20 protein-coding genes are annotated in these 18,877 nt (G+C 58.5%); 15 read left to right on the forward strand and 5 right to left on the reverse strand.

The annotated features are described in order from the left end of the window. Positions 1 to 21 precede the first annotated feature (21 nt). Positions 22 to 654: a tyrosine-type recombinase/integrase gene (locus tag KX928_RS18645; RefSeq protein WP_219505725.1), complete on the forward strand. Its 633-nt coding sequence runs from the start codon at positions 22 to 24 to the stop codon at positions 652 to 654. A gap of 195 nt (positions 655 to 849) precedes the next feature. Here the strand turns inward: KX928_RS18645 and KX928_RS24110 are convergent, their stop codons facing one another. The 3 genes from KX928_RS24110 to KX928_RS18655 form a co-directional block, all read right to left on the reverse strand. Then, positions 850 to 1,587, reverse strand: a complete 738-nt coding sequence (locus KX928_RS24110) for a tetratricopeptide repeat protein (RefSeq protein WP_257883930.1) — start codon at positions 1,585 to 1,587, stop codon at positions 850 to 852. Between the two features lie 134 nt (positions 1,588 to 1,721). Further along, positions 1,722 to 2,279 (reverse strand): LuxR C-terminal-related transcriptional regulator, encoded by a 558-nt coding sequence (locus tag KX928_RS24115; RefSeq protein WP_308342381.1) that lies wholly within the window; start codon positions 2,277 to 2,279, stop codon positions 1,722 to 1,724. Beyond that, positions 2,276 to 3,082, reverse strand: coding sequence for a LuxR C-terminal-related transcriptional regulator (locus tag KX928_RS18655; protein ID WP_219505727.1), 807 nt, complete (start codon positions 3,080 to 3,082; stop codon positions 2,276 to 2,278). Before KX928_RS18655 ends, KX928_RS24115 begins: the two co-directional genes overlap by 4 nt. Before the next feature lie 187 nt (positions 3,083 to 3,269). Between KX928_RS18655 and KX928_RS18660 the strand changes: the two genes are divergently transcribed. From KX928_RS18660 to KX928_RS18670, 3 genes are read left to right on the forward strand one after another with little or no spacing between them, the layout of a single operon-like run. Next, positions 3,270 to 3,683, forward strand: a complete 414-nt coding sequence (locus KX928_RS18660; protein ID WP_219505729.1) for a nuclear transport factor 2 family protein — start codon at positions 3,270 to 3,272, stop codon at positions 3,681 to 3,683. After that, positions 3,683 to 4,855, forward strand: coding sequence for an MFS transporter (locus KX928_RS18665; protein ID WP_219505731.1), 1,173 nt, complete (start codon positions 3,683 to 3,685; stop codon positions 4,853 to 4,855). Before KX928_RS18660 ends, KX928_RS18665 begins: the two co-directional genes overlap by 1 nt. Positions 4,856 to 4,857: 2 nt before the next feature. After that, positions 4,858 to 5,403, forward strand: a complete 546-nt coding sequence (locus KX928_RS18670; RefSeq protein ID WP_219505733.1) for an amino acid synthesis family protein — start codon at positions 4,858 to 4,860, stop codon at positions 5,401 to 5,403. A gap of 467 nt (positions 5,404 to 5,870) precedes the next feature. On the opposite strand, the gene KX928_RS18675 is transcribed toward KX928_RS18670, so the two are convergent. Further along, entirely contained in the window at positions 5,871 to 6,530 is a 660-nt protein-coding gene (locus KX928_RS18675; protein WP_219505734.1) for a GntR family transcriptional regulator, read from the reverse strand. Between the two features lie 175 nt (positions 6,531 to 6,705). Here KX928_RS18675 and KX928_RS18680 point away from each other — a divergent pair, with 175 nt between their 5' ends. From KX928_RS18680 to KX928_RS18725, 10 genes are all read left to right on the forward strand, one after another. Next, positions 6,706 to 7,539 carry a fumarylacetoacetate hydrolase family protein gene (locus KX928_RS18680; RefSeq protein WP_308342382.1) on the forward strand — a complete coding sequence of 278 codons (834 nt, stop codon included), beginning with the start codon at positions 6,706 to 6,708 and terminating at the stop codon, positions 7,537 to 7,539. Between the two features lie 10 nt (positions 7,540 to 7,549). Next, complete coding sequence (locus KX928_RS18685; RefSeq protein ID WP_219505736.1) at positions 7,550 to 8,032, forward strand: OsmC family protein; 483 nt, start codon at positions 7,550 to 7,552, stop codon at positions 8,030 to 8,032. A 10-nt stretch (positions 8,033 to 8,042) separates the two neighbouring features. Then, positions 8,043 to 9,116 carry a C4-dicarboxylate TRAP transporter substrate-binding protein gene (locus KX928_RS18690; RefSeq protein ID WP_219505738.1) on the forward strand — a complete coding sequence of 358 codons (1,074 nt, stop codon included), beginning with the start codon at positions 8,043 to 8,045 and terminating at the stop codon, positions 9,114 to 9,116. Positions 9,117 to 9,218: 102 nt separating this feature from the next. Continuing rightward, positions 9,219 to 9,707: a TRAP transporter small permease gene (locus tag KX928_RS18695; RefSeq protein ID WP_219505747.1), complete on the forward strand. Its 489-nt coding sequence runs from the start codon at positions 9,219 to 9,221 to the stop codon at positions 9,705 to 9,707. Continuing rightward, complete coding sequence (locus KX928_RS18700) at positions 9,700 to 11,091, forward strand: TRAP transporter large permease (protein ID WP_257883932.1); 1,392 nt, start codon at positions 9,700 to 9,702, stop codon at positions 11,089 to 11,091. The genes KX928_RS18695 and KX928_RS18700 overlap by 8 nt, the downstream gene beginning before the upstream one ends. A 7-nt stretch (positions 11,092 to 11,098) precedes the next feature. Further along, positions 11,099 to 12,265, forward strand: a complete 1,167-nt coding sequence (locus tag KX928_RS18705) for an enolase C-terminal domain-like protein (RefSeq protein WP_219505749.1) — start codon at positions 11,099 to 11,101, stop codon at positions 12,263 to 12,265. A 15-nt stretch (positions 12,266 to 12,280) separates the two neighbouring features. Next, complete coding sequence (locus KX928_RS18710) at positions 12,281 to 12,796, forward strand: redoxin domain-containing protein (RefSeq protein WP_257883935.1); 516 nt, start codon at positions 12,281 to 12,283, stop codon at positions 12,794 to 12,796. A 160-nt stretch (positions 12,797 to 12,956) separates the two neighbouring features. Then, a complete protein-coding gene (locus tag KX928_RS18715) occupies positions 12,957 to 14,084 on the forward strand; it encodes a malonyl-CoA decarboxylase (protein ID WP_219505751.1) in 1,128 nt (375 codons plus the stop codon). 13 nt (positions 14,085 to 14,097) lie between these two features. Beyond that, positions 14,098 to 15,633 (forward strand): malonate--CoA ligase, encoded by a 1,536-nt coding sequence (locus KX928_RS18720; protein WP_219505753.1) that lies wholly within the window; start codon positions 14,098 to 14,100, stop codon positions 15,631 to 15,633. Further along, positions 15,633 to 16,808 (forward strand): MFS transporter, encoded by a 1,176-nt coding sequence (locus KX928_RS18725; RefSeq protein WP_219505754.1) that lies wholly within the window; start codon positions 15,633 to 15,635, stop codon positions 16,806 to 16,808. The genes KX928_RS18720 and KX928_RS18725 overlap by 1 nt, the downstream gene beginning before the upstream one ends. A gap of 25 nt (positions 16,809 to 16,833) precedes the next feature. Here the strand turns inward: KX928_RS18725 and KX928_RS18730 are convergent, their stop codons facing one another. Continuing rightward, on the reverse strand, positions 16,834 to 17,430 hold the full coding sequence (locus tag KX928_RS18730) for a TetR/AcrR family transcriptional regulator (protein WP_219505755.1): 597 nt from the start codon (positions 17,428 to 17,430) through the stop codon (positions 16,834 to 16,836). A 112-nt stretch (positions 17,431 to 17,542) separates the two neighbouring features. On the opposite strand from KX928_RS18730, the gene KX928_RS18735 reads away from it, so the two are divergent. Further along, on the forward strand, positions 17,543 to 18,466 hold the full coding sequence (locus tag KX928_RS18735; protein WP_219505756.1) for an MBL fold metallo-hydrolase: 924 nt from the start codon (positions 17,543 to 17,545) through the stop codon (positions 18,464 to 18,466). Positions 18,467 to 18,877 lie beyond the last annotated feature (411 nt).

Genomic DNA, 18,877 nt, shown 5'->3' on the forward strand with positions numbered 1-18,877 from the left:
TGGCGGATCGGAGGATCAGTCATGGAAACACCAAACTTGCCTGCTATTCGCGCACTTCGTCCTGCTTGGAACAAGGGCCGCATCGTTGGCCAGAAGCGACCCCTAAAACCGAAGCATGTCTGGGCGATCCGAGTTAGACTTGAATTGGCAGAAAACCATCGCGACCTCGCTTTGTTCAACATGGCGATCGACAGCAAACTGCGCGGCTGTGACCTGGTGAAGATGAAAGTCGTCGATGTAATGGCATCGGGTCAGATCAAGGAGCGCGCCTCTGTCCTGCAAAGTAAAACACAGAAACCCGTGCGATTTGAGATATCCGAAGGCACACGCGCTTCAGTCGAGAAGTGGATGGAAGACGAGCTCATGGTCGGCTCGGAATATCTATGGCCCGGCCGCTTTCATGAGCGCCTACATAACTCGACACGCCAGTATGCGCGGATCGTCCGCGATTGGGTCACATCAATCGGTCTAGAGGCGAGCGCATATGGCACGCATTCGATGAGGCGAACAAAGGTGACCCAGATCTACAAGAAGACCGGCAACTTGCGGGCGGTTCAGCTTCTGCTTGGACACACCAAAATGGACAGTACGGTTCGATATCTGGGCGTCGAACTTGAGGACGCGCTAGCAATCGCCGAGGCCATTGAAATCTAGTAAATTCGGGTCGCCTTCAACGGCGGCCCAAAGCCGACCTTGGGCATCCCATCAGAATGCTGTGGTCGCAGCCCGCTTAATGGTCATTCGCCGCACGCGCGAAGTTTTATTAAGTTAAGATTGGCAGTTCGCCGCACTTCGCCTACCTGCGCCAGCGCAACTCTATTGACCACTACCGCTACCTCTTCGCTTAAGTCACTTTGGAAGACCCGTTTCGATCAAACGCTCGCGCAACGTTCGCATTTTTTTCGGGTCTTTCAGGGGCACACGATCCAAATCTGCAACGCAAATACCCGGTAGCGCATCCAGAGCGGCCTTTACCGCTAGAGCCGCATCTTTTTCCCGGCCAAGCGCGACGTGGCTGGCCGCAAGAACAAAATGAGCAAAGTACCAGCTTGGCCTGCGGTGTATGGCGCGCTCGGCCCATTCGATTGCGGTCTCGAACCGATCCGCCAAGTAGTGGGCCAGGGCCAGGCCCGAGAAGCGGAAGAAAATGCTTGGGTCAAGCGGGTTGGAGCGGATAGCGATGTGCTGATGGGCAATCGCCTCCTCTGACCGTCCCAAAATCCCAAGCAGCGTCCCAAGGCTGCCATAGGCCAGAGAGCAATTCGGGTTCAGCGCCACCGCGCGCTCCAAGGCTGCCAGAGACTCATCGTATTTGAGTAAACCCCAACAGCTGATCCCCAAGGCCCAATGGGCATATTCGTTGCGGTCGTCCAACTGCGTTGCGCGTCGGGCCAGCGCGTAGGCCGCTTCCATGGCCGGTCGGGTGTCCGCGACAAAGCCCATGATCGCGATGTGGTGATTAATCAGCGACAGCACCATGTTCGCCTCGGCGCCTTCGGGGTCAATCGCCAACGCGCGTTCCAGCAGCGTCTTGGCGTGGGCATAGCTTTCGGGCGTGAAATCATAGAGCAGATGCCAGGAGCGCATCGTCAGCTCCCAAACCGTCAGGTCGGGGCGGGAGGTGCGTTCAACCGGCTCAGGGATCGTGTTTAGATCGACTGTGGTCTGGATCGAGGCCACCACATTGCGGGTGATCTGATCTTGCAGGTCGAAGACATCCTCTAACTGGCCGTCGTACCGCTAGACCACAGATGTCCACCGGTCGTGCCGTCGATCAATTGCGCCGTGACCCGCACCCGGTCGCCAGAACGGCGGACGCTGCCTTCCAGCACAAAGCGGACGCCAAGCTCCTTCGCCACCCGCCGGACATCCACGCTCGATCCCTTGTAGGTAAAGGTCGTGTTGCGCGCGATGATGAACAGCCATGGGGATCGCGAGAGCGCCGTGATGATATCGTCGCTGATCCCATCCGAAAAATACTCCTGTTCCGGATCGCCTGACATGTTCTCAAAGGCCAGAACCGCGATGGAGGGCCGCGCAGGAACCGCGGGGTCAGCTTCCGGCCCGGGGACACTTGGGCTCTCCAACGCATCGCGCAGGTCCAGCTTCGAGGACACGCCCGGTTTGCGGTAAATTGTGGCCAGATGCGTCCGTACAGTGGACGGCGCAAGGCACAAATTGTCGGCAATCTGCTGATAGCTTTCGCCCCGGGCATAGTCTTGCGCGATTTGCCTTTCGCGATGGGTGAGCGGGTGCATATCCGCGGGCGCTTTCGTCACGGCACGGCCCCTTGCATAGCTTTGATCATGCGCGCGTTTTCCAGCGCGATCACGCTTTGGGCGGCGAACATCTGCGCCAGCCGCGTGGTGTCGTCGGAAAACGGCCGGACGGTTTGCCGGTAGAGCACGAAGGCCCCCACAAGCGTGTCTGCCGCAAGCATCGGGATCGCCACAAACGACCGCGCCCCGCCAAGATCGGCGGTCGCGATGCGCAAGGGATCATCGCTTAGGTAAATGTCCTCGGATTTGACGTCGAATATATTGACGATCTCGCGCTGCGCATCCATGCGGCCGAGACCTGTTTGAGGACTGACGGCGAACCACCCCTGCGCGTCAAACCAGGCTTCGAAGTCGGGGGGTATACCGAGGGCAAAGGTGGCGTGAAATTTGTGGGTATTTCCATATTCAAACATGACACCGAACTCTGCGTCGCACAGATCCAGCGCATAGGCCAAAATCTCCTGCATCACGGCCTTCAGGTCGCCCCGCGCCGCGCTGATGATCCGCAAGACCTCGCTCATTGCTCTTTCGCGGCTGATGGCCTCTTCCAGGCTTAGCGCCAATTCTGAGACGACCATGGCCAACTCGGCGGCATTTCGGGGTGCGGATGCCTCCCCCTTCAGGCGCGTGGCCAGCTCCACTTTCGATGAGACATCCAGTTTGCGGTATATGGTGGCCAAATGCGTGCGCACCGTACTGGGCGCGATACACAAGCTATTGGCGATGGCCTGATAGGTCTGGCCACCGGCATAGGCCTGCGCGATTTGCACTTCCCTTTGGCTAAGGTTTGCCCGTTCCGACACCTGGTCACGCTCCACAAGATAAGGACTTGGGCGGAGTGTGCGGACAGCACCGCAAACAAGCAATCCTGCAAATGCTGTAGTTTGAATACTGCACGCCTCCGCCCAATTTACCGCATCTGCACTATACCCGGCTGCCCCGGCGTGGGCCTAGGATGAGCGCATCACATCAACACCGAAGGATAGACAGATGACTCAGATCGAGACTGCGACCGCGTTCTTTGAAGCTTGCGAAACCGGTCACGGATGGGACGCCTGCCAAGCCTTCTGCCTTGAGGGCGCAAGTTTCTCCTGCCAGGCCGATGCGCTGGCCGAGACGACGACGGTTGCCGCCTATGCGGAATGGATGAAGGGCCTTCTGACGCCGGTGCCCCATGGCCGTTACGTCCTGACAGCCTTTGCAGCGGATGAGGCGCGTGGCACCGTTGTGGCAACGGCGGAATTTCATGGCACGCAGACGGGCGAGGGTGGCCCGGTGCCGCCCATGGGCCAGAGCGTCACCTCGGACTACGCCTACGTCATGCAGTTTAACGGCGACAAGATCCGCCACATGACCAAGGTCTGGAACGACGTGCACGCCCTGCGCGGGCTTGGTTGGGCGTGATGCGATGGCACATCCTTGGCCTGCTGTTTCTGGCCCGTGTCGGGTTGGGGTTTCAGTTCCAAACCGTGGCTTCCGTGGGCGATGACCTGATCGTTGCCTTCGGGCTCGACTATGTTGGCATTGGCTTGCTGATTGGGCTGTTCATGGCCCCCGGTTTAGCACTGGCTATCCCCGCAGGTCTTTGGGGGCGCTATGTGTCGGACCGCATCATGGTGGTCATTGGATTGGGCGCCTTGGCGTTGGGCGGGCTCGTGTCGTCTTTGGCCAGCGAAAGCTGGGGCCTCGGTATGGGACGCATTTTTGCCGGGGCCGGGTTCCTGTTCTCGACGCTCTACATGACGAAAATGGTCGCCGACTGGTTCGAGGGCCGTGAAATCGCAACCGCCATGAGCGTCCTTGTCATGTCCTGGCCCTTCGGCATCGCCATGGGACAGATTGGCCACGCCTGGCTGGCTCAAACCTTTGGCTGGCAAGTGCCGTTTCAGGTGGCCTCGGGCTATTGTTTGATCGCGGCCCTTGGGGTGTTGGCCGTCTACCGCCCACCTCACGATCTGCCGCAAGCTGTGGGCGGCCCACGAATCAAAATGACCGAAGAGGAATGGCGTCTCGTCCTCTGCGCGGCCACGGCTTGGGGCGTCTTCAACGCCGCCTATGTCACCTATTTGTCCTTTGGACCCAAGGTCCTCGAAGGCTTGGGCCAATCCGCTATCGCAGCCGCGGGGATCATCAGCATCGGAAGCTGGATTATGATCGCTTCCGGCGCGGTTTGCGGGCAGATCGTGGACCGTTTCGGTGGGCGTAACGTCGTTCTTGCAGTCTGCATGGGGGGCGCCATTGTGGCGCTCCTGCTGTTGAGCGTGCCCGGGGCAGGCATTGGGGCCAGCATACTGTTCGGCTTGATCGGCATGGCGCCGGCGGGGGTCATTATGGCAATGGCCGGCCAAGCCATGCGGCCTCAAGTCCGCGCCTTTGGCATGGGGATCTTCTTTACCGTGTACTACGCGATCATGTTGATCACGCCACCTGCGGCGGGCGCTCTGCTTGAGGCGGCCGGCAATCCGCAGGCCCCCATGTGGCTCGCCATCATCCTGTTTGCCGCCGTGCTCCCCCTTGGCCTGGCGTTCCAAACCATCAAAGATGCACCTCGCGCGAGCCTTACGAAGGAGGCCTGACCATGGACGTTCGCAAGACGATATTCACCAAGGAAATCATCACCGCGGATGAGATGGGGCAGACGTGCGCGCCGATCACCCGTGTTGCGGCGATGGCCGTTTTCAGAAACCCGTTCGCCGGGATCGCGCAAACGGACTTATCAGGGCTGTTCGACACAAGCGCGCAGCTCGGCCAATCTTTGACCGAGGAGCTTCTTACCCTGCTGGATCGACCGCCCCTGTGTTACGGAAAGGCTGCCCTTGTCGGAGCTTCCGGTGCGATGGAACATGGCGCTGCCGTGCTACATCCGGCTCTTGGAAAACCCGTCCGTGCGGCTATCGGCGGTGGAGCGTCTCTGATGCCCTCCAACCACAAAGTCGGCGCCGTGGGGGCCAGCATCGATCTACCCTTGGGGCACAAAGATGAGGCGTGGTCGTTTGATCACATCGACACCATGACGCTCTGCGTCCCCGATGCCCCGCGCGCCGACGAGATATTGCTTTGTATCGGATTGTCAGACGGGCCGCGCGCGCACCCGCGTGTCGGAAGAGGGCCGAGCCGCGCCTGATGCGGCATCTGTGAAAAGGGCTCGAAGCTGACCAGAGCGGCGGCGGCGCGTCCCGCATGTCAGGTGCGTGACGCCGTTCCCTACGGCCCAGAGCCGACCTTGAGCGCATTCTTCGAATGCTGCGGTTGCAGCCCGCATTGCTGCCATTCGCTGCATGAGCAAATCCAACCAACACTTGAAGGTCAGTTGAGCTGGAGGAAGCGGACGTTCATCCCGTCGGAACCAAGGTCTGGTTTGTTAGGTTGAGCCAGGCTTTTCGCACAGCAAAGCGATAGGCCAATGCGGCGACCACGACGCTGGCTCCGAGCAAGCCGAGCTGTCGGACGGCAACACGGGATACTGGGCTTGTTCAGAATTGAGACTTGAACTTCTGACGAGGCAGAAGCCTTCGCGATGATCCGGTCAAAGTGCACCACGCTTGTCGATACAGACTTCGGACAGCTCGAAAGGAGGACAATCCAGGCGGCTTAGCTGTCGCTCCGAAGGCCTTGCAGCGTATGCTGGTAATGTCCCATAAGCGCAGCCGTCGCGGCATCCATGTCGCGGGCGATCGCGGCCTCAAAAACAGCTTTGTGCTCGCCACGAACGTCCCGCTTGTCATCAGAGATTGCGCGCGACAGGTTCCTGTATCGAACAGCCTGATCGTAAAGCTCTTCTATATACCTCAACAGCAATATTGATCCGGCTTCGCTCAGAAGCTCTACATGAAAAGTGCGGTGTAACTCCTCCCAATCCGGCGCACCCACCGGTACGCGGTCTAACCGGAAGAAGGCGACGGTCAGGCGGTCTTCCCAATCGCGCGCGCCATTGCGAATAGACTTTTGCAGCGCGTCCGCTTCCAACAGACATCGAAGCTCAAACACCTCCCGATACTGCGCTTCACTGATGGATGCGACGCGAAAGCCGCGGTTCTCCGTCTTGTCGGTAAGGTTTTCTGAACTCAGTCGGCTCAGTGCTTCGCGAAGCGGCGACGCACCGACATCGTAGCGTCGGCACAGATCGGCGACCTTGAGCTTTTCACCGGGGAAGAGCGCACCACTCAGAATATCCGCACGCAACCGCGCATACACATCTTCCGTAATGGTGACGGGCGCGCAGGTCGCCTTAGAGCTTAGACGTTCGTTCATGGTTATCCGTCGATGATTGCCTCTTCGCTATAGCAATATCGACGAATGCTTGACAGGATTATTTTTATCGATAAAAAGTACTCACGAAAAACTTTATCGATAGGATGATCAGATGCGACTTTGCTCCTTCGAACGGCATTCCAGGCTCAGCTACGGTGTAGACACAGACGACGGCGTGCTCGACCTTGGCGCAAAATCGGATGCTTTTCCGCCAAGTCTGATGGGGTTCATCGCCAACGCGGCAGTGAACTTGTCCCGTGCGCAGGCTGAAATCGATCGAGCGGCAGAAACTGACTTCATTGATGCCGCAACTCTCGACCTTGCGCCGGTTCTTGGCAATCCAGGCAAGTTCATCTGCCTGGGCTTAAACTTCAAAGATCATGCGGCAGAGGGTGGTTTTGACATCCCGGACTATCCTGCCCTTTTCATGAGGGCGGACAGTTCTCTGATCGGCAGCGGCAGTCCACTTGTCAGACCGGTGGTGTCTGAGACCTTCGATTATGAGGCAGAGTTAGCCGTGGTTATCGGCGAAACAGCGCGCCATGTTTCGGAGGAGACGGCGCTTTCTCATGTCTTCGGTTACTCAATCTTCAATGATGCGTCCGTGCGAGAGTACCAGCGGAAGACCGCGCAATGGACGGCCGGAAAGAATTTTGATGGTACGGGTGCGTTTGGTCCCGCCATCGTAACGGCCGACGACCTGCCACCGGGCATGGCGGAGATGCGTATCCAATCCCGTTTGAACGGGAAGGTCCTGCAAGACTCGTCGCTGTCGGACATGATTTTTCCTGTCGCCGAGACGGTATCGATCCTCAGCCAAATCATGACGCTTTATCCAGGCGATGTCATTGCAATGGGAACGCCAGCTGGCGTTGGTCACGCGCGCCGACCGCAGCTTTGGATGAAGCCGGGCGACACCTGCGAGGTGGAGATCGAGGGGCTTGGCGTCTTGCGCAATCCCGTCATCGACGAGAGCGCCGTCGCGGCCTCATCGCAGGCGGCGGAATAGGGGCGGCCCGATGAACGCGCCAACGCCGAAACCGAGATTTAAGCCGACCTTGAACATGACGATACCTGCTGTTTGCGTGACCAAGGATCGGACGGACGTGGCGTTTCGTGACAAGCTTCTGGTCATCGACGAACCACAGGAACGGGGCGGCACAAATCTAGGGATGTCGCCCGTCGAGGTGGCAACCGCCTCACTGATCGGATGCACCAACGTCATCGCAAACAAGGTGGCTAAACTTCACGGCGCCCAACTCTCCGATATGACGGTCGAAGCGGAAGTCATCTTCGACCGCCGGGGCGCGATGCTGCTTGAAGAAGTCGATGTGCCTTGGACGAGCGTAATCCTGCACATCAACGCCACCACCGATGCGCTACCGGAGCAAATCGAAGCGATCAAACGAGACCTGCCCCGTTTTTGCCCGGTCTCAAAGCTGTTCAAGCAATCCGGAACCAACGTTGAGGAGCGTTGGACACTAAATCAACTCACCACTTAGGGAGGAACCAATGAAACATCAAAACCGCAGAGTCTTCGGGATTGCGGCAGTTGCCGGAGCACTTGCCTTCACCGCGAGCGCTGCATCGGCAGACCGCTTCAACTTCCGCATCGGCGCCGGCCATCCAGCCACGCTGCCATATGTGAGCGAGCTCGAGAGTTTTTTTGTTCCGGAAGTCGTCCGTCGCATTGAGGCCGAAACCGATCACACGGCGAATTTTGTTGAGGCCTATGGTGGCTCGGTGGCGGCGCTGCCAGAGATTTTTGAGGCGACCGAAAGCGGACTGCTCGACTTTGGCGCCATGGCAACAACCTTTGAGCCGAGTGCGCTTTATCTGAACAATTACGGCTTCCAGACTCCGTTTGGCATCGGCGATCCGGTGCGGGCCGGGGCGATTGCGCGGGAGCTATACGATACCTTCCCTGCGTTGCCCGGGCAGGTCGAAGCCCATGGCCAGGTACCGTTGGCGGTCATGGCGTCGAGCAATTACAACATCATCACCACAGAGCCTTGGGCCACGCTGGAGGACCTGGAGGGACGGCGCATCATGGCTGGTGGGCCTAACCTCGCGTGGCTCGACGCAACGGACGCAACGCCGGTCCAGGGATCGTTGGGCGACGCCTACAACGGCATGCAAACCGGTGTCTTCGACGGTATGCTGATCCACTACCAAGGGATGGCCGGGTTCAATCTTCACGAAGTCGCGCCCTACATCGCGCGGATCGACTTTGGCTCGATGCCGATCAACTTGCTCAATGTGAATGCGGACCGTTGGGAGAGCTTGCCGGAAGAGGTGCGCACGATCGTCACCGAGGTCGCGCTAGAATACGAGGCTCGCGTCAACGAAGCCAACGCAGCGCGCGATGAGACTGCCGTACAAACGATGGTCGATGCAGGTGCCACGCTGCTGGAGATCGCGTCGGACGTGCGTGCAGCCTGGGCTGCGGGAGCTGTGGACATTCCACGGAACGCCGCTGCCGAAGGCGCCGAGCGAGGTCTACCCTCGGCCGAGGTGATTGGTGCTTACATCGAAGCCCTGATTTCCGAGGGCTCGGAGGTCGCAGGGACCTACGCGCTGAACTGAGGCTTTGACGGCGCGTTGCGGCCAGCAACAGCGATGCTGCCAACAAACTGGTCCCTGCCGAAACGGATGCCTCGGCGGGGACCCTTGGGAGGAAACGGCATCATGTCATTCATCGAAAAGATAAACCGCGGTTTAATGTCAGTCTCGGCCATTTGGGCCTTTCTGTTGGCTGTCATCATTACACTGGACGTGACGGGGCGCGGGCTCTTCGATGCGCCTCTGACCGGCACTTTGGAAATCATCGTAAACTCCATCGTGGTGATCGCATTTCTACAGATCGCTTTTGCTGTCCGGTCGAAATCGATGCTGCGCGCCGACTTCGTAGTGCATCTGCTTCCCAAGCCCGTGCAAAAGGCGTTGGAAGTCTTCGGGCATCTCTGCGGTGCCGCGATCTTTGCATTGCTTTGCTATGCGGTTCTGGAGCCGATGGCGGATGCCTTCACCTCGGGCGAGTACGAAGGGGAAGGCGCGCTGCGCGTCCCCACCTGGCCGATCTATGCCGTAATCGCTGGTGGTGCCGCGCTCGCAGCCATCAACTACCTCTATATGCTCGTCGAAACCCTTCAAGATCGGGGTGGTGAAGATGTTTGACATTGGCATCACGATCCCCGTCCTTGGCCTTCTAATCGTGCTCGTATTTGCGGGCGTTCACATTGCCGTCTCGCTCGCTATCACAAGCCTTCTTGGGCTCTTCCTGATCACCGGCAGCCTCGACATCACCATCGCAACCTTTGCAAGTACCGCATTCCAAGGGCTTCGTGGTTACGTGTTCGCAGCGCTTCCGCTTTTCATGTTGATGGGAGAATTCATCAGCCGATCCGGTGCAGCGCAGGACCTCTACGTCGGCATTAACCGCTCCATTCGGGCCATCCCCGGACGACTCGCGCTGGCCACAGTTTTGGGCAACGCGGTTTTTGCCTTCCTGACAGGTGTCAGTATTGCGGCGGCCGCAGCCTTTACGCGGATCGCCTATCCGCAAATGCTCAAGCTCGGCTATGACCGTGGCGTTGCGCTTGGCGTCATCGCCGGATCGAGTTGCCTCGGCATGCTGATCCCGCCGAGCAACCTGATGATCCTCTGGGCCATCTTGGTCGAGGAATCCATCGGCCGGTTGTTCCTGGCTGGCATCCTGCCGGGGCTGATGCTCGCCGGTCTTTTCCTGATCTATGTCCTCCTCAATGCATGGTTCCGGCCTCATCTCTATGGCGAGGGGCCGACGGCCTCCGTCGCGGAGGGAGAGCCGCAGCCCCGGTCGCTGAGCGCCGCGGCCTCGGGCGACGACTTACAGCCATCGCCGCTCGATACCGTGACATCGCGGGATGTGTTCATTAGCGGCATTTGCATGGGCGGTCTGATCGCGGCCGTTCTGGGCGGCATTTGGTTCGGGGCGTTCACGGCAACGGAGGCGGCCGGGGTCGGCGCTCTGTTGGCGCTTATCTTCGCGATTGCCGTGAAGCGGCTGGGCCGCAAGGACATCTTCGAAGGCATTCTTCAGGTCGGGAAAACCGCAGCGCCCTTGATGATCATGATCCTCATGGCGCTGCTCTATTCTCGCACCTTGGCTCTAACGGGGATCGGTGGGTCCATCGAAGACTTCTTCGGGTCGGGGGTGATCCCCCCTTGGGCGGTCTTGGTGTTCATGGTTTGCATCTGGTTCATCCTGGGGATGCTGATCGATTCAAAGTCGATCATGCTTCTGACGGTTCCGATTTTCGCGCCCTTGGGTGAATTGATCGGCTACGATCCGATTGCCTTTGCGATCATCGGGATTTTGGCCATCGAAGCGGGTATCCTGACACCGCCCTTTGGTCTGATCGTTTATACTGTCAAAGCGGCCGCGAATGACGACAAGGTCAGCACCTTGCGCATCTTCGGCGCGGCGACCCCGTATTGGATTTGCCTACTGATCGTGCTGGTGGCTGTGGCGATCTGGCCTGAACTGGCCACCGGTCTCGGTGACATGGTGTTTGGGTAGGGTCGGCATGCGTATCGTAGACATCCGCGAAAGGGTCGTTCCGCTGCATATCGAGATGCGCAACGCAGCCTTTTCCTTCCAGGATATGACCACGTCGATTGTCGCAGTTATCACGGACGTGGTGCAGGAGGGGAAACCGGTTGTTGGGTACGGCTTCAACTCCACGGGGCGTTATGCCTGTGGGGGGCAGATGCGCGACCGGGTGATCCCGCGTCTGTTGCGCGCCGATCCGGATAGCTTGCTGGATGAGGCGTCAGGCGGTTTCGATATCGACGCGATCCATGCCGTGATGATCGCGGGCGAGAAACCGGGCGGCGATCTGGAGCGCTCTATGGCGATCGGCACCGTGGAAACTGCTATTTGGGATGCGATGGCCAAGATCGAAGGTGTTCCGCTACACGTTCTTCTTGCCCGTCGATACGGCGACGGCACGGCGCCGGAGCGGATGTTCTGCTATGTCGGTGGCGGATGGTACATGCCCGAGGAAACCCGCGAAAGCCTGCAGGCCGAAATGCAAGGCTACCTGGATGCGGGTTATACTCTTTTGAAAACCAAGATCGGCGGCCTGCCCATCGAAGAAGATCGCCGGCGGATTGAGTCCATCCTGGCGATTTTGGAGGGGCCGCATCAGCTCGCCGTGGATGCAAATTGCGGGATGAGCCCGGAACGCGCCCTGGACTATGCCGCGGCGTTCAAGGACCTAGGTCTCGCCTGGTTCGAAGAACCGGCGCATCCGGTGGATTTCGAAGCAAACCGCGCATTCGTGGAGGCTTATGGACCGCCGGTGGCGACGGGCGAGAACCTGTTCTCTCTCCCCGATCTGCAAAATCTGTTGCGCTACGGGGGTATGCGCCCGGGCAAAGACATCCTGCAGATCGATGTGCAGCAGAACTATGGCTACGCGGCCTGCGCCAGAAGCATGACCTTGCTGGGCGCCCACGGCTGGAACACGCAGGATGTCCTGCCCCATGGCGGCAACCAGATGGCGTTAGCCGCCGCGCTCGGGTTTGGGATGCAGATGTGCGAGGCGTATCCAAACGTCTTTGGCGTCTTCTCCGGTTATGCAGACGATGCAGATATCGTGGATGGCTCTCTGCCAGCTCCCACACGACCCGGTATCGGCTTCGAAGGCCAAGCCGACCTCTACGCCCTTTTCAGAACCTTGATCGATTGACCTTGGAGGCCCGACATGTCTGCCACCCTAATTCCCGGAAAACCAATGCCATCCGTGCAAGTGCCGCTGGTCGACGGTGGTGTGCTCGATTTAGGGGAACTCAACGACTGGACCATCGTTGTCGTCTACCGCGGGCGCCACTGCGCCCGTTGCAAGCCGTACCTCTCTAAACTCAATACGATGCTAGCCGACCTTTCCGCGATCGGCGTCGCCGGTCTGGCCATTTCCGCCGACCCGCAGGATCGTGCGGAGGCGGATGTCGCTGAGTTCAAATGGCAGTTCCCTGTTGGCTATGACCTTTCCTTCGGACAGATGCGCCAACTTGGGCTCTTCGTATCGGACAGCATAAAGCCTGCGGAAACGGGCAGGCCATTCGCAGAGCCTGGTCTTTTCGTGATCAATGGGGACGGTTTGGTTCAGATCGTCGAGATGTCGAATTCAGCCTCGGTCAGACCCGATCTCGATCTACTTCTGGATGGTATCCGATCGATCAAGGAAAAGGGAATTCCGATCCGGGGCCTCGCAGCATGAGTGTGATCCCCGATACGGGCAGTTTCTGACCGACATTGCATCCCGTTTCATTCCGCGCGTTGGTCTGCCCGGCAGGCAAGATGCCGACCCGATTGCCTTGTGCCGTGAGCTACTTGGAAGATCGGGAGAGGTCAGTTCCTTAATCCGGGCACGACGGCTGTTGGATGCGCTCGAAGGCATGGATGAGACCGCATTGTCGGACACGTTTCGAACTATCGCGGCTGAATTCGGGCCTGATCAAGCGGGGCTCGAAACTGCAATCCATGCGTTCGATGCCGCTGATCCGGCATCGGCCCGCGCCCTGCACCGCGCGAGTGAGCCGCGCACACAAGAGCTATTGCGCCGCCTGAACCAGGCTCCGGGCGGGACGCGATCTCTGGTACGGTTGCGCGCTCGTCTTCTGAAGATCGCCAAGTCTGACCCGGTGCTCCGCGCGTTGGATGGCGACTTCCATCACTTGTTTTCATCCTGGTTCAACCGCGGCTTTCTGGATCTGCGCCGGATCGAATGGAGCACCTCCGCAGAAGTTCTTGAACGTATCATCGACTACGAAGCCGTGCATGCGATCCAGGATTGGCATGACTTGAAAAGTCGCGTGTCGTCAGATGACCGACGGCTCTATGCTTTCTTCCATCCAGCGCTTCAGGACGATCCTTTGATCTTCGTTGAGGTGGCGCTCTCCGGGGAGATCCCCACGTCCATTGACAGCATTCTAAGCCCCGACCGCGTTGTTACCCGGTCAAAGGATGCGACAACGGCCGTCTTCTACTCCATTTCCAACTGTCAACCGGGCCTCAAAGGCGTCTCTTTCGGTAACTTCCTGATCAAGCAGGTCGTCGAGGATTTGAGCCGTGAACTACCAGACATTGCCACCTTTGTGACTTTGTCGCCGGTGCCGAGGCTTCGGGCTTGGGTGAGGCATCAACGCATAAACCCGAGTGATGAAGAAATGCCGAGGCAGGTTGCGGAGACGCTGCAAAAACTCGATCCAGACCAAGCCAAACCGACGGATGATGATGCCTTAATGTTGGCCGCGCACTATCTGGTTCACGCCAAGACCCAGAAAGGCCAGCCGCTCGATCCGGTCGCACGCTTCCATCTTGGCAATGGCGCGCGTCTTCAGGCGATCCACGCAAACGCCGATCAAAGCCTGCGTGGCCAGGAAAATGCATGGGGCGTGATGGTCAACTACCTCTATGACCGCCGGGATATCGCGCGCAATCAAGAGGATTTCGCGACCACTGGTGAGGTGAAATTCGGCCCGTCCGTGCGTCGATTGCTGCGCTGAAGAGGAGCCAGAAATGTACGAGATCAATCACTTGGCTGCGGCCCTTGCCGCAGGTGCGGAAAACCGCCCTGAGACAACTTTTGCGATCCGAGAAGACGGCTCTCGCCTGACGCACGGAGAGCTGTTTGGCGGTGCTGAGGCAATCGCCTCGGGTCTTTTACGTATGGGGCTTCAACCGGATGATCGGGTCACCGTGCAGGTCGAAAAATCACTCGACGCGTTGCAGCTATATCTGGGTACGGTATTGGCCGGTGGCGTCTTTCAACCGCTAAACACCGCGTATACTGGTGCGGAGCTCGCTTATTTCATTGAGGACGCCGCTCCTTTTCTTGTGGTGTGCGACCCAAACGCTGAGGAGCGGACGAAAGACATCGCCGCCAGCACGCCGGCGCGACCGCGTGTTGAAACGCTTGCCGCCGATGGAACCGGCAGCCTTTGGGATCATGCCGTGTCCATCGACGCGTTTGAACCAGTGGCGCGCGCGGCCGATGATCTTGCGGCGATCCTTTATACCTCAGGCACGACCGGGCGTTCCAAGGGCGCGATGCTGACGCATGGCAATTTGGCGTCAAATGCGGTGGCCCTGAAGGAAACCTGGCACTATTCGGAGAGCGATGTGCTGATCCACGCCCTTCCGATTTTCCACACCCACGGGCTGTTCGTTGCGACGAACGTGACGTTGGTTTCCGGCGCTTCGATGCTGTTCCACACACGTTTCGATGCGAAAGCAATTATGGACGACATGGCCCGCGCCACTGTTTTGATGGGCGTCCCGACCTTTTACACACGCCTGTTGGAACAGCCCGGCTTGGCCGTTGCGGCCAAAGCGATGCGGCTGTTCATCTCGGGCAGTGCCCCGCTTTTGGCTGAGACGCACAAAGCGTGGACCGATGTCACGGGGCACGCAATTCTTGAGCGGTACGGTATGAGCGAAACCAATATGAACAGCTCAAATCCGTATAGCGGAGCGCGGCGTCCCGGTTCTGTCGGATTGCCGCTGCCCGGCGTCGACATCCGGGTCGCAGACCCGGAGACGGGCCGCGCCTTACCACCCGGCGAGATTGGATCGATCGAGATCCGAGGACCGAATGTCTTCAAAGGCTACTGGAATATGCCTGAGAAGACCGCCGCAGAACATCGAAGCGATGGCTACTTCATCACGGGTGATTTGGGTGTGTTCTCAGAAGACGGGTATCTTTCTATCGTGGGGCGCGCCAAAGACCTGATCATTTCTGGCGGGTACAACGTCTATCCGAAAGAGGTTGAAACCGTGCTGGACCAGATCGACGGCGTTCGGGAGAGCGCGGTTTTTAGCGTCCCGCATCCCGACCTTGGAGAGGCTGTGATCGCGGCGCTTGTGATGAAACAGAACGCCGCTCTGGACGACGCAAAGGTTGAGACCATCTGCCGCGAAGAACTGGCGCGGTTTAAACACCCCAAGCGCCTGCTCACGTTGGATGCGCTGCCCCGGAACACGATGGGCAAAGTGGAGAAGAACAAGCTGCAAAGCCAGTACGCGGAGCTTTTCAAGCTCGAAGCTCAGACCTGATGGATTTGGCCGCAGACCGACGGACAGTACCAGTTACGCTCTTCACGCTTATGTCCGCCCAGACCTTGGTTGTTGCCGGAACACTCAGCATCCCAATTCTGGCTCAGGATTATCGCGTAGATGGCAATCCGTCGAGCAGCTGGATCGGGATATATGGCTCGGTGCTGTTTTTCATAGCAGCGGTTGCCACTCAGGTTTCTGCAAGGCTCGTCCGACGATTTGGCGGGTTCCGGGTCAGTCAGATGACACTTGCCTTCGCGGCCACAGGTTTGTTGGCCGTTGCGGTCGACCAACAAATTGGTCTCTATATCGCCGCGGCATTGTTCGGATGTGCCTACGGCCAAAGCAACACAGCCAGCGGCTCAATCCTTTCCATCTTGGACCTCCGCATCCACCGTAACCTTGTGTTCTCTGCAAAACAGAGCGCCGTTCCTCTAGGGGGCCTCATCGCGGCATTCTACCTGCCGCTTGTCTCAAATGCCTTTGGTTATCCAGTGGCCCTTATAGGATTGGCTGTGATCTGTTTGCTGATCTGGGTCGCGTCAGAAATAAGCGGTCGCCTTGTCGGCCTCCATGTCCTGCGGCCAAAACCCATGCCCGTCGCCACAGGGCGCACCCCCCACCATCGCGCGGTCTCCAGCCTCGTATTGGTGTTCTTCGTCCTTGCGTCGGTTCAACTGGGCTTCAGCGTCACATATGTGGGTATTCTCGCCCCTTGGTTAGACATACGGCCCGACATGGCGGCCACGATATTCGGCACCGCCATGTTTGTTTCCATTCTCTTACGTCTGGTTTTGGGAATGGTGGCAGACCATATTGGCTCCGCGCCAGTCATTCAGATCATCATCTTCATCATCGTTTTAAGCCTATCACTCCTTTTAACCTCAACCGGCGGCGGGGCCGCCGCTGCATCCGTGATCTGCATCGCCTTCGCATTTGCCTGGAACGGCGTCCTGTTGTCAGAGGTGGCGCGGTCCGGTGCGCCTCCGGAACAGGCTACGTCCCAGGCGATGACAGCGTTTTTTCTGGCAGGCGCATGCACCCCTTTGATCATTGGCTGGTCCACAGGTTTCGAGCTTGGATTAACGTGGGTTATCGCAAGCCTTGCGATAGCGGCGAGCCTCGCCCTTTTACGAGGACTACTGCCTGGTGGCTTTCAAAGACGCGCCAACTGATCTCTTTCTCTGTCTGCCGCCGCTATCATGGGGCAGTCGCCCGGCCCGAAAGCTGTGCGATGACAGTTTCAGCAATCCTTTCGACTGCGTCGGTGTCGCCCGTTACTTTGTGAAGCGCAGCCATGCCCCGTGTGATCGCGAACCACAGATCCGCTTGGGCCTTTGGGTCAGTGGTCGCAGGCAAAAGACCAGAATTAACCGCCGCGGACGCAAACTTCGCAAGCCGCGCCCGGGTTTGTTCGACAACCTCCCGAACCGCGTTTTTCGCTCGCGGGGGAAGCTCACCAAACTCGCTACACGCCGCTGACGTCAAACACCCAGGCGGCGTGTGTGCTTCGGTCATTCGACTTGTAACCGCGCGAAAAAACGCCGGTACTGCGACCAACGGGTCCGCGTCGTCAGCTTTATCGGCCATGCGATTAGAAAAATCTTTGGCGTATCGCTCGATCGCGATGACGAACAGGTCTTCTTTGTTGCCGAAGGCGTTGTGAAGAGATCCTTTGCGCACACCAGTCGCGGTCGCCAAATCGTCGATGGAAGTTGCGCGGTAACCATGCGTCCAGAAGACCTGCATGACCGCGTCGGCAACAGCCTCATCACTGAATCCACGTTTGGGGGCCACGTGCCACCTCTCTGGTCACGAACATGTTAGCACCCCAATATTGAATATTTTGGACGAATGTCCAAGTTGGACATCTGTCCAAAATTAAGCTACCAAACCGCAGGATGTCGAAATGCTCCATCTTCCGTCAAAGTTCAGCGCTGCCTTAGTCATAACGGCGTCTTTCGCATCGCCCGCGTTGGCCGACTTGCAGGTTCACACCTACAGCTCTCCTGACCCGGACTCCGTCAACACTTATGCCATTGAAACATCGGACGGATTGGTGGTCGTTAGTACGCAACGAACCTTCTCCGAAGCCGCAAACGCTGTCACACGGATCGAGCGTATCGGCTTACCGGTTGCAGCTATTGTCATTCCCGTTCCGCATACGGACCATTTTGGTGGGCTGAGCGTGTTTCGAGACGCGTTTCCTGAGGCTGAGGTATTTGCATCCACGGCAACGATCCGCAGTCTCAGAACCGACGGGGAGGGCTACATCGCAAGCCGAAAGGCCGCGCTCGGGGATGACTTCCCTTCACAGGAGCAGGTGATTGAGACGCTCCCGGAAAACGTGCTCGAAAACGGTGATACTCTCGAATTTGGGGACGTGAGCTTTGAAGTCATCGAGGTGCCGAACGCCAACGCCCCGTCAAATACGATGCTCTACAGTGAGGAAGAGAGCACTTTGTTCGCGGTAGAAGTCGTGGAAGACGGCGTCACCGCTTTCCTGAGGGACGCTGATCTGGACGCATGGATTGCAACCGTTGAGAGCCTTTCGGAGCGTCTGCCTGGTCTCGAAACGATTTACGGGGCGCACAACGCACCAGCACCGGCGGCCTACGCAATTGCGCAGCAACGCGAGCATCTTGAAGCCTATCGTTCGGCGCTCGATGCGGCTTTGTCGGATGGCGTCATGACCGACATTGAACGCGATCAGGCCGTCGCTGACCTAATGGCACATTTTCCTGACCACGCTCAGGTCGCACGGATCGAGCAATCGGAATTGGTGTCTCTGAATTTCCAGTGGCAAGCGGAACGGCGGTTAGTGTCCGAATAGCGGCTGATCCGCTTTCACCTCCGCTTCAACGCAACACGGAATTGAACCCCGCGAGATTGATTTGAGTACGATGATACATCCAACCAAGCGAAACATCCGGTCTTCAGACAATTTATGGAGACTTACAAAGGGACAACATGCCTCTAACATACCACCAGAAATGGCTTGCCCCAAACGATGCGGTACACGAGTGCTTTCTGATCGCACGCATGGTTTGCAGAGATACGGCAAGTTTGGGTCGCTAAATGATCTGACAGCGCAAACGAAAGGCGATCACAAGGTAGCGCGCGATGGAAGCGAACCGCGCGCCAGTGTTTTTGCCGCCATCTTGCGTCTCATCGGAACCCGAATTGCCAACGGGGATGCGGCTTCTAGATCTGTCGCAGCCTGATGGTAGCTGTGTCATCCCTC

The organism is Roseobacter insulae (assembly GCF_019375555.1).
GTDB lineage: Bacteria > Pseudomonadota > Alphaproteobacteria > Rhodobacterales > Rhodobacteraceae > Roseobacter > Roseobacter insulae.

Excerpts from the sequence above, each read along its gene's own strand:
- KX928_RS18670 (WP_219505733.1), top strand. The coding sequence starts at position 4,858 with ATGGACGTTCGCAAGACGATATTCACCAAGGAAATCATCACCGCGGAT.
- KX928_RS18660 (WP_219505729.1), top strand. The coding sequence starts at position 3,270 with ATGACTCAGATCGAGACTGCGACCGCGTTCTTTGAAGCTTGCGAAACC.
- KX928_RS18690 (WP_219505738.1), top strand. The coding sequence starts at position 8,043 with ATGAAACATCAAAACCGCAGAGTCTTCGGGATTGCGGCAGTTGCCGGA.
- KX928_RS18720 (WP_219505753.1), top strand. The coding sequence starts at position 14,098 with ATGTACGAGATCAATCACTTGGCTGCGGCCCTTGCCGCAGGTGCGGAA.
- KX928_RS18685 (WP_219505736.1), top strand. The coding sequence starts at position 7,550 with ATGAACGCGCCAACGCCGAAACCGAGATTTAAGCCGACCTTGAACATG.
- KX928_RS18665 (WP_219505731.1), top strand. The coding sequence starts at position 3,683 with ATGCGATGGCACATCCTTGGCCTGCTGTTTCTGGCCCGTGTCGGGTTG.
- KX928_RS18725 (WP_219505754.1), top strand. The coding sequence starts at position 15,633 with ATGGATTTGGCCGCAGACCGACGGACAGTACCAGTTACGCTCTTCACG.
- KX928_RS18700 (WP_257883932.1), top strand. The coding sequence starts at position 9,700 with ATGTTTGACATTGGCATCACGATCCCCGTCCTTGGCCTTCTAATCGTG.
- KX928_RS18710 (WP_257883935.1), top strand. The coding sequence starts at position 12,281 with ATGTCTGCCACCCTAATTCCCGGAAAACCAATGCCATCCGTGCAAGTG.
- KX928_RS18735 (WP_219505756.1), top strand. The coding sequence starts at position 17,543 with ATGCTCCATCTTCCGTCAAAGTTCAGCGCTGCCTTAGTCATAACGGCG.
- KX928_RS18705 (WP_219505749.1), top strand. The coding sequence starts at position 11,099 with ATGCGTATCGTAGACATCCGCGAAAGGGTCGTTCCGCTGCATATCGAG.
- KX928_RS24110 (WP_257883930.1), bottom strand. The coding sequence starts at position 1,587 with ATGCGCTCCTGGCATCTGCTCTATGATTTCACGCCCGAAAGCTATGCC.
- KX928_RS18645 (WP_219505725.1), top strand. The coding sequence starts at position 22 with ATGGAAACACCAAACTTGCCTGCTATTCGCGCACTTCGTCCTGCTTGG.
- KX928_RS18695 (WP_219505747.1), top strand. The coding sequence starts at position 9,219 with ATGTCATTCATCGAAAAGATAAACCGCGGTTTAATGTCAGTCTCGGCC.
- KX928_RS18675 (WP_219505734.1), bottom strand. The coding sequence starts at position 6,530 with ATGAACGAACGTCTAAGCTCTAAGGCGACCTGCGCGCCCGTCACCATT.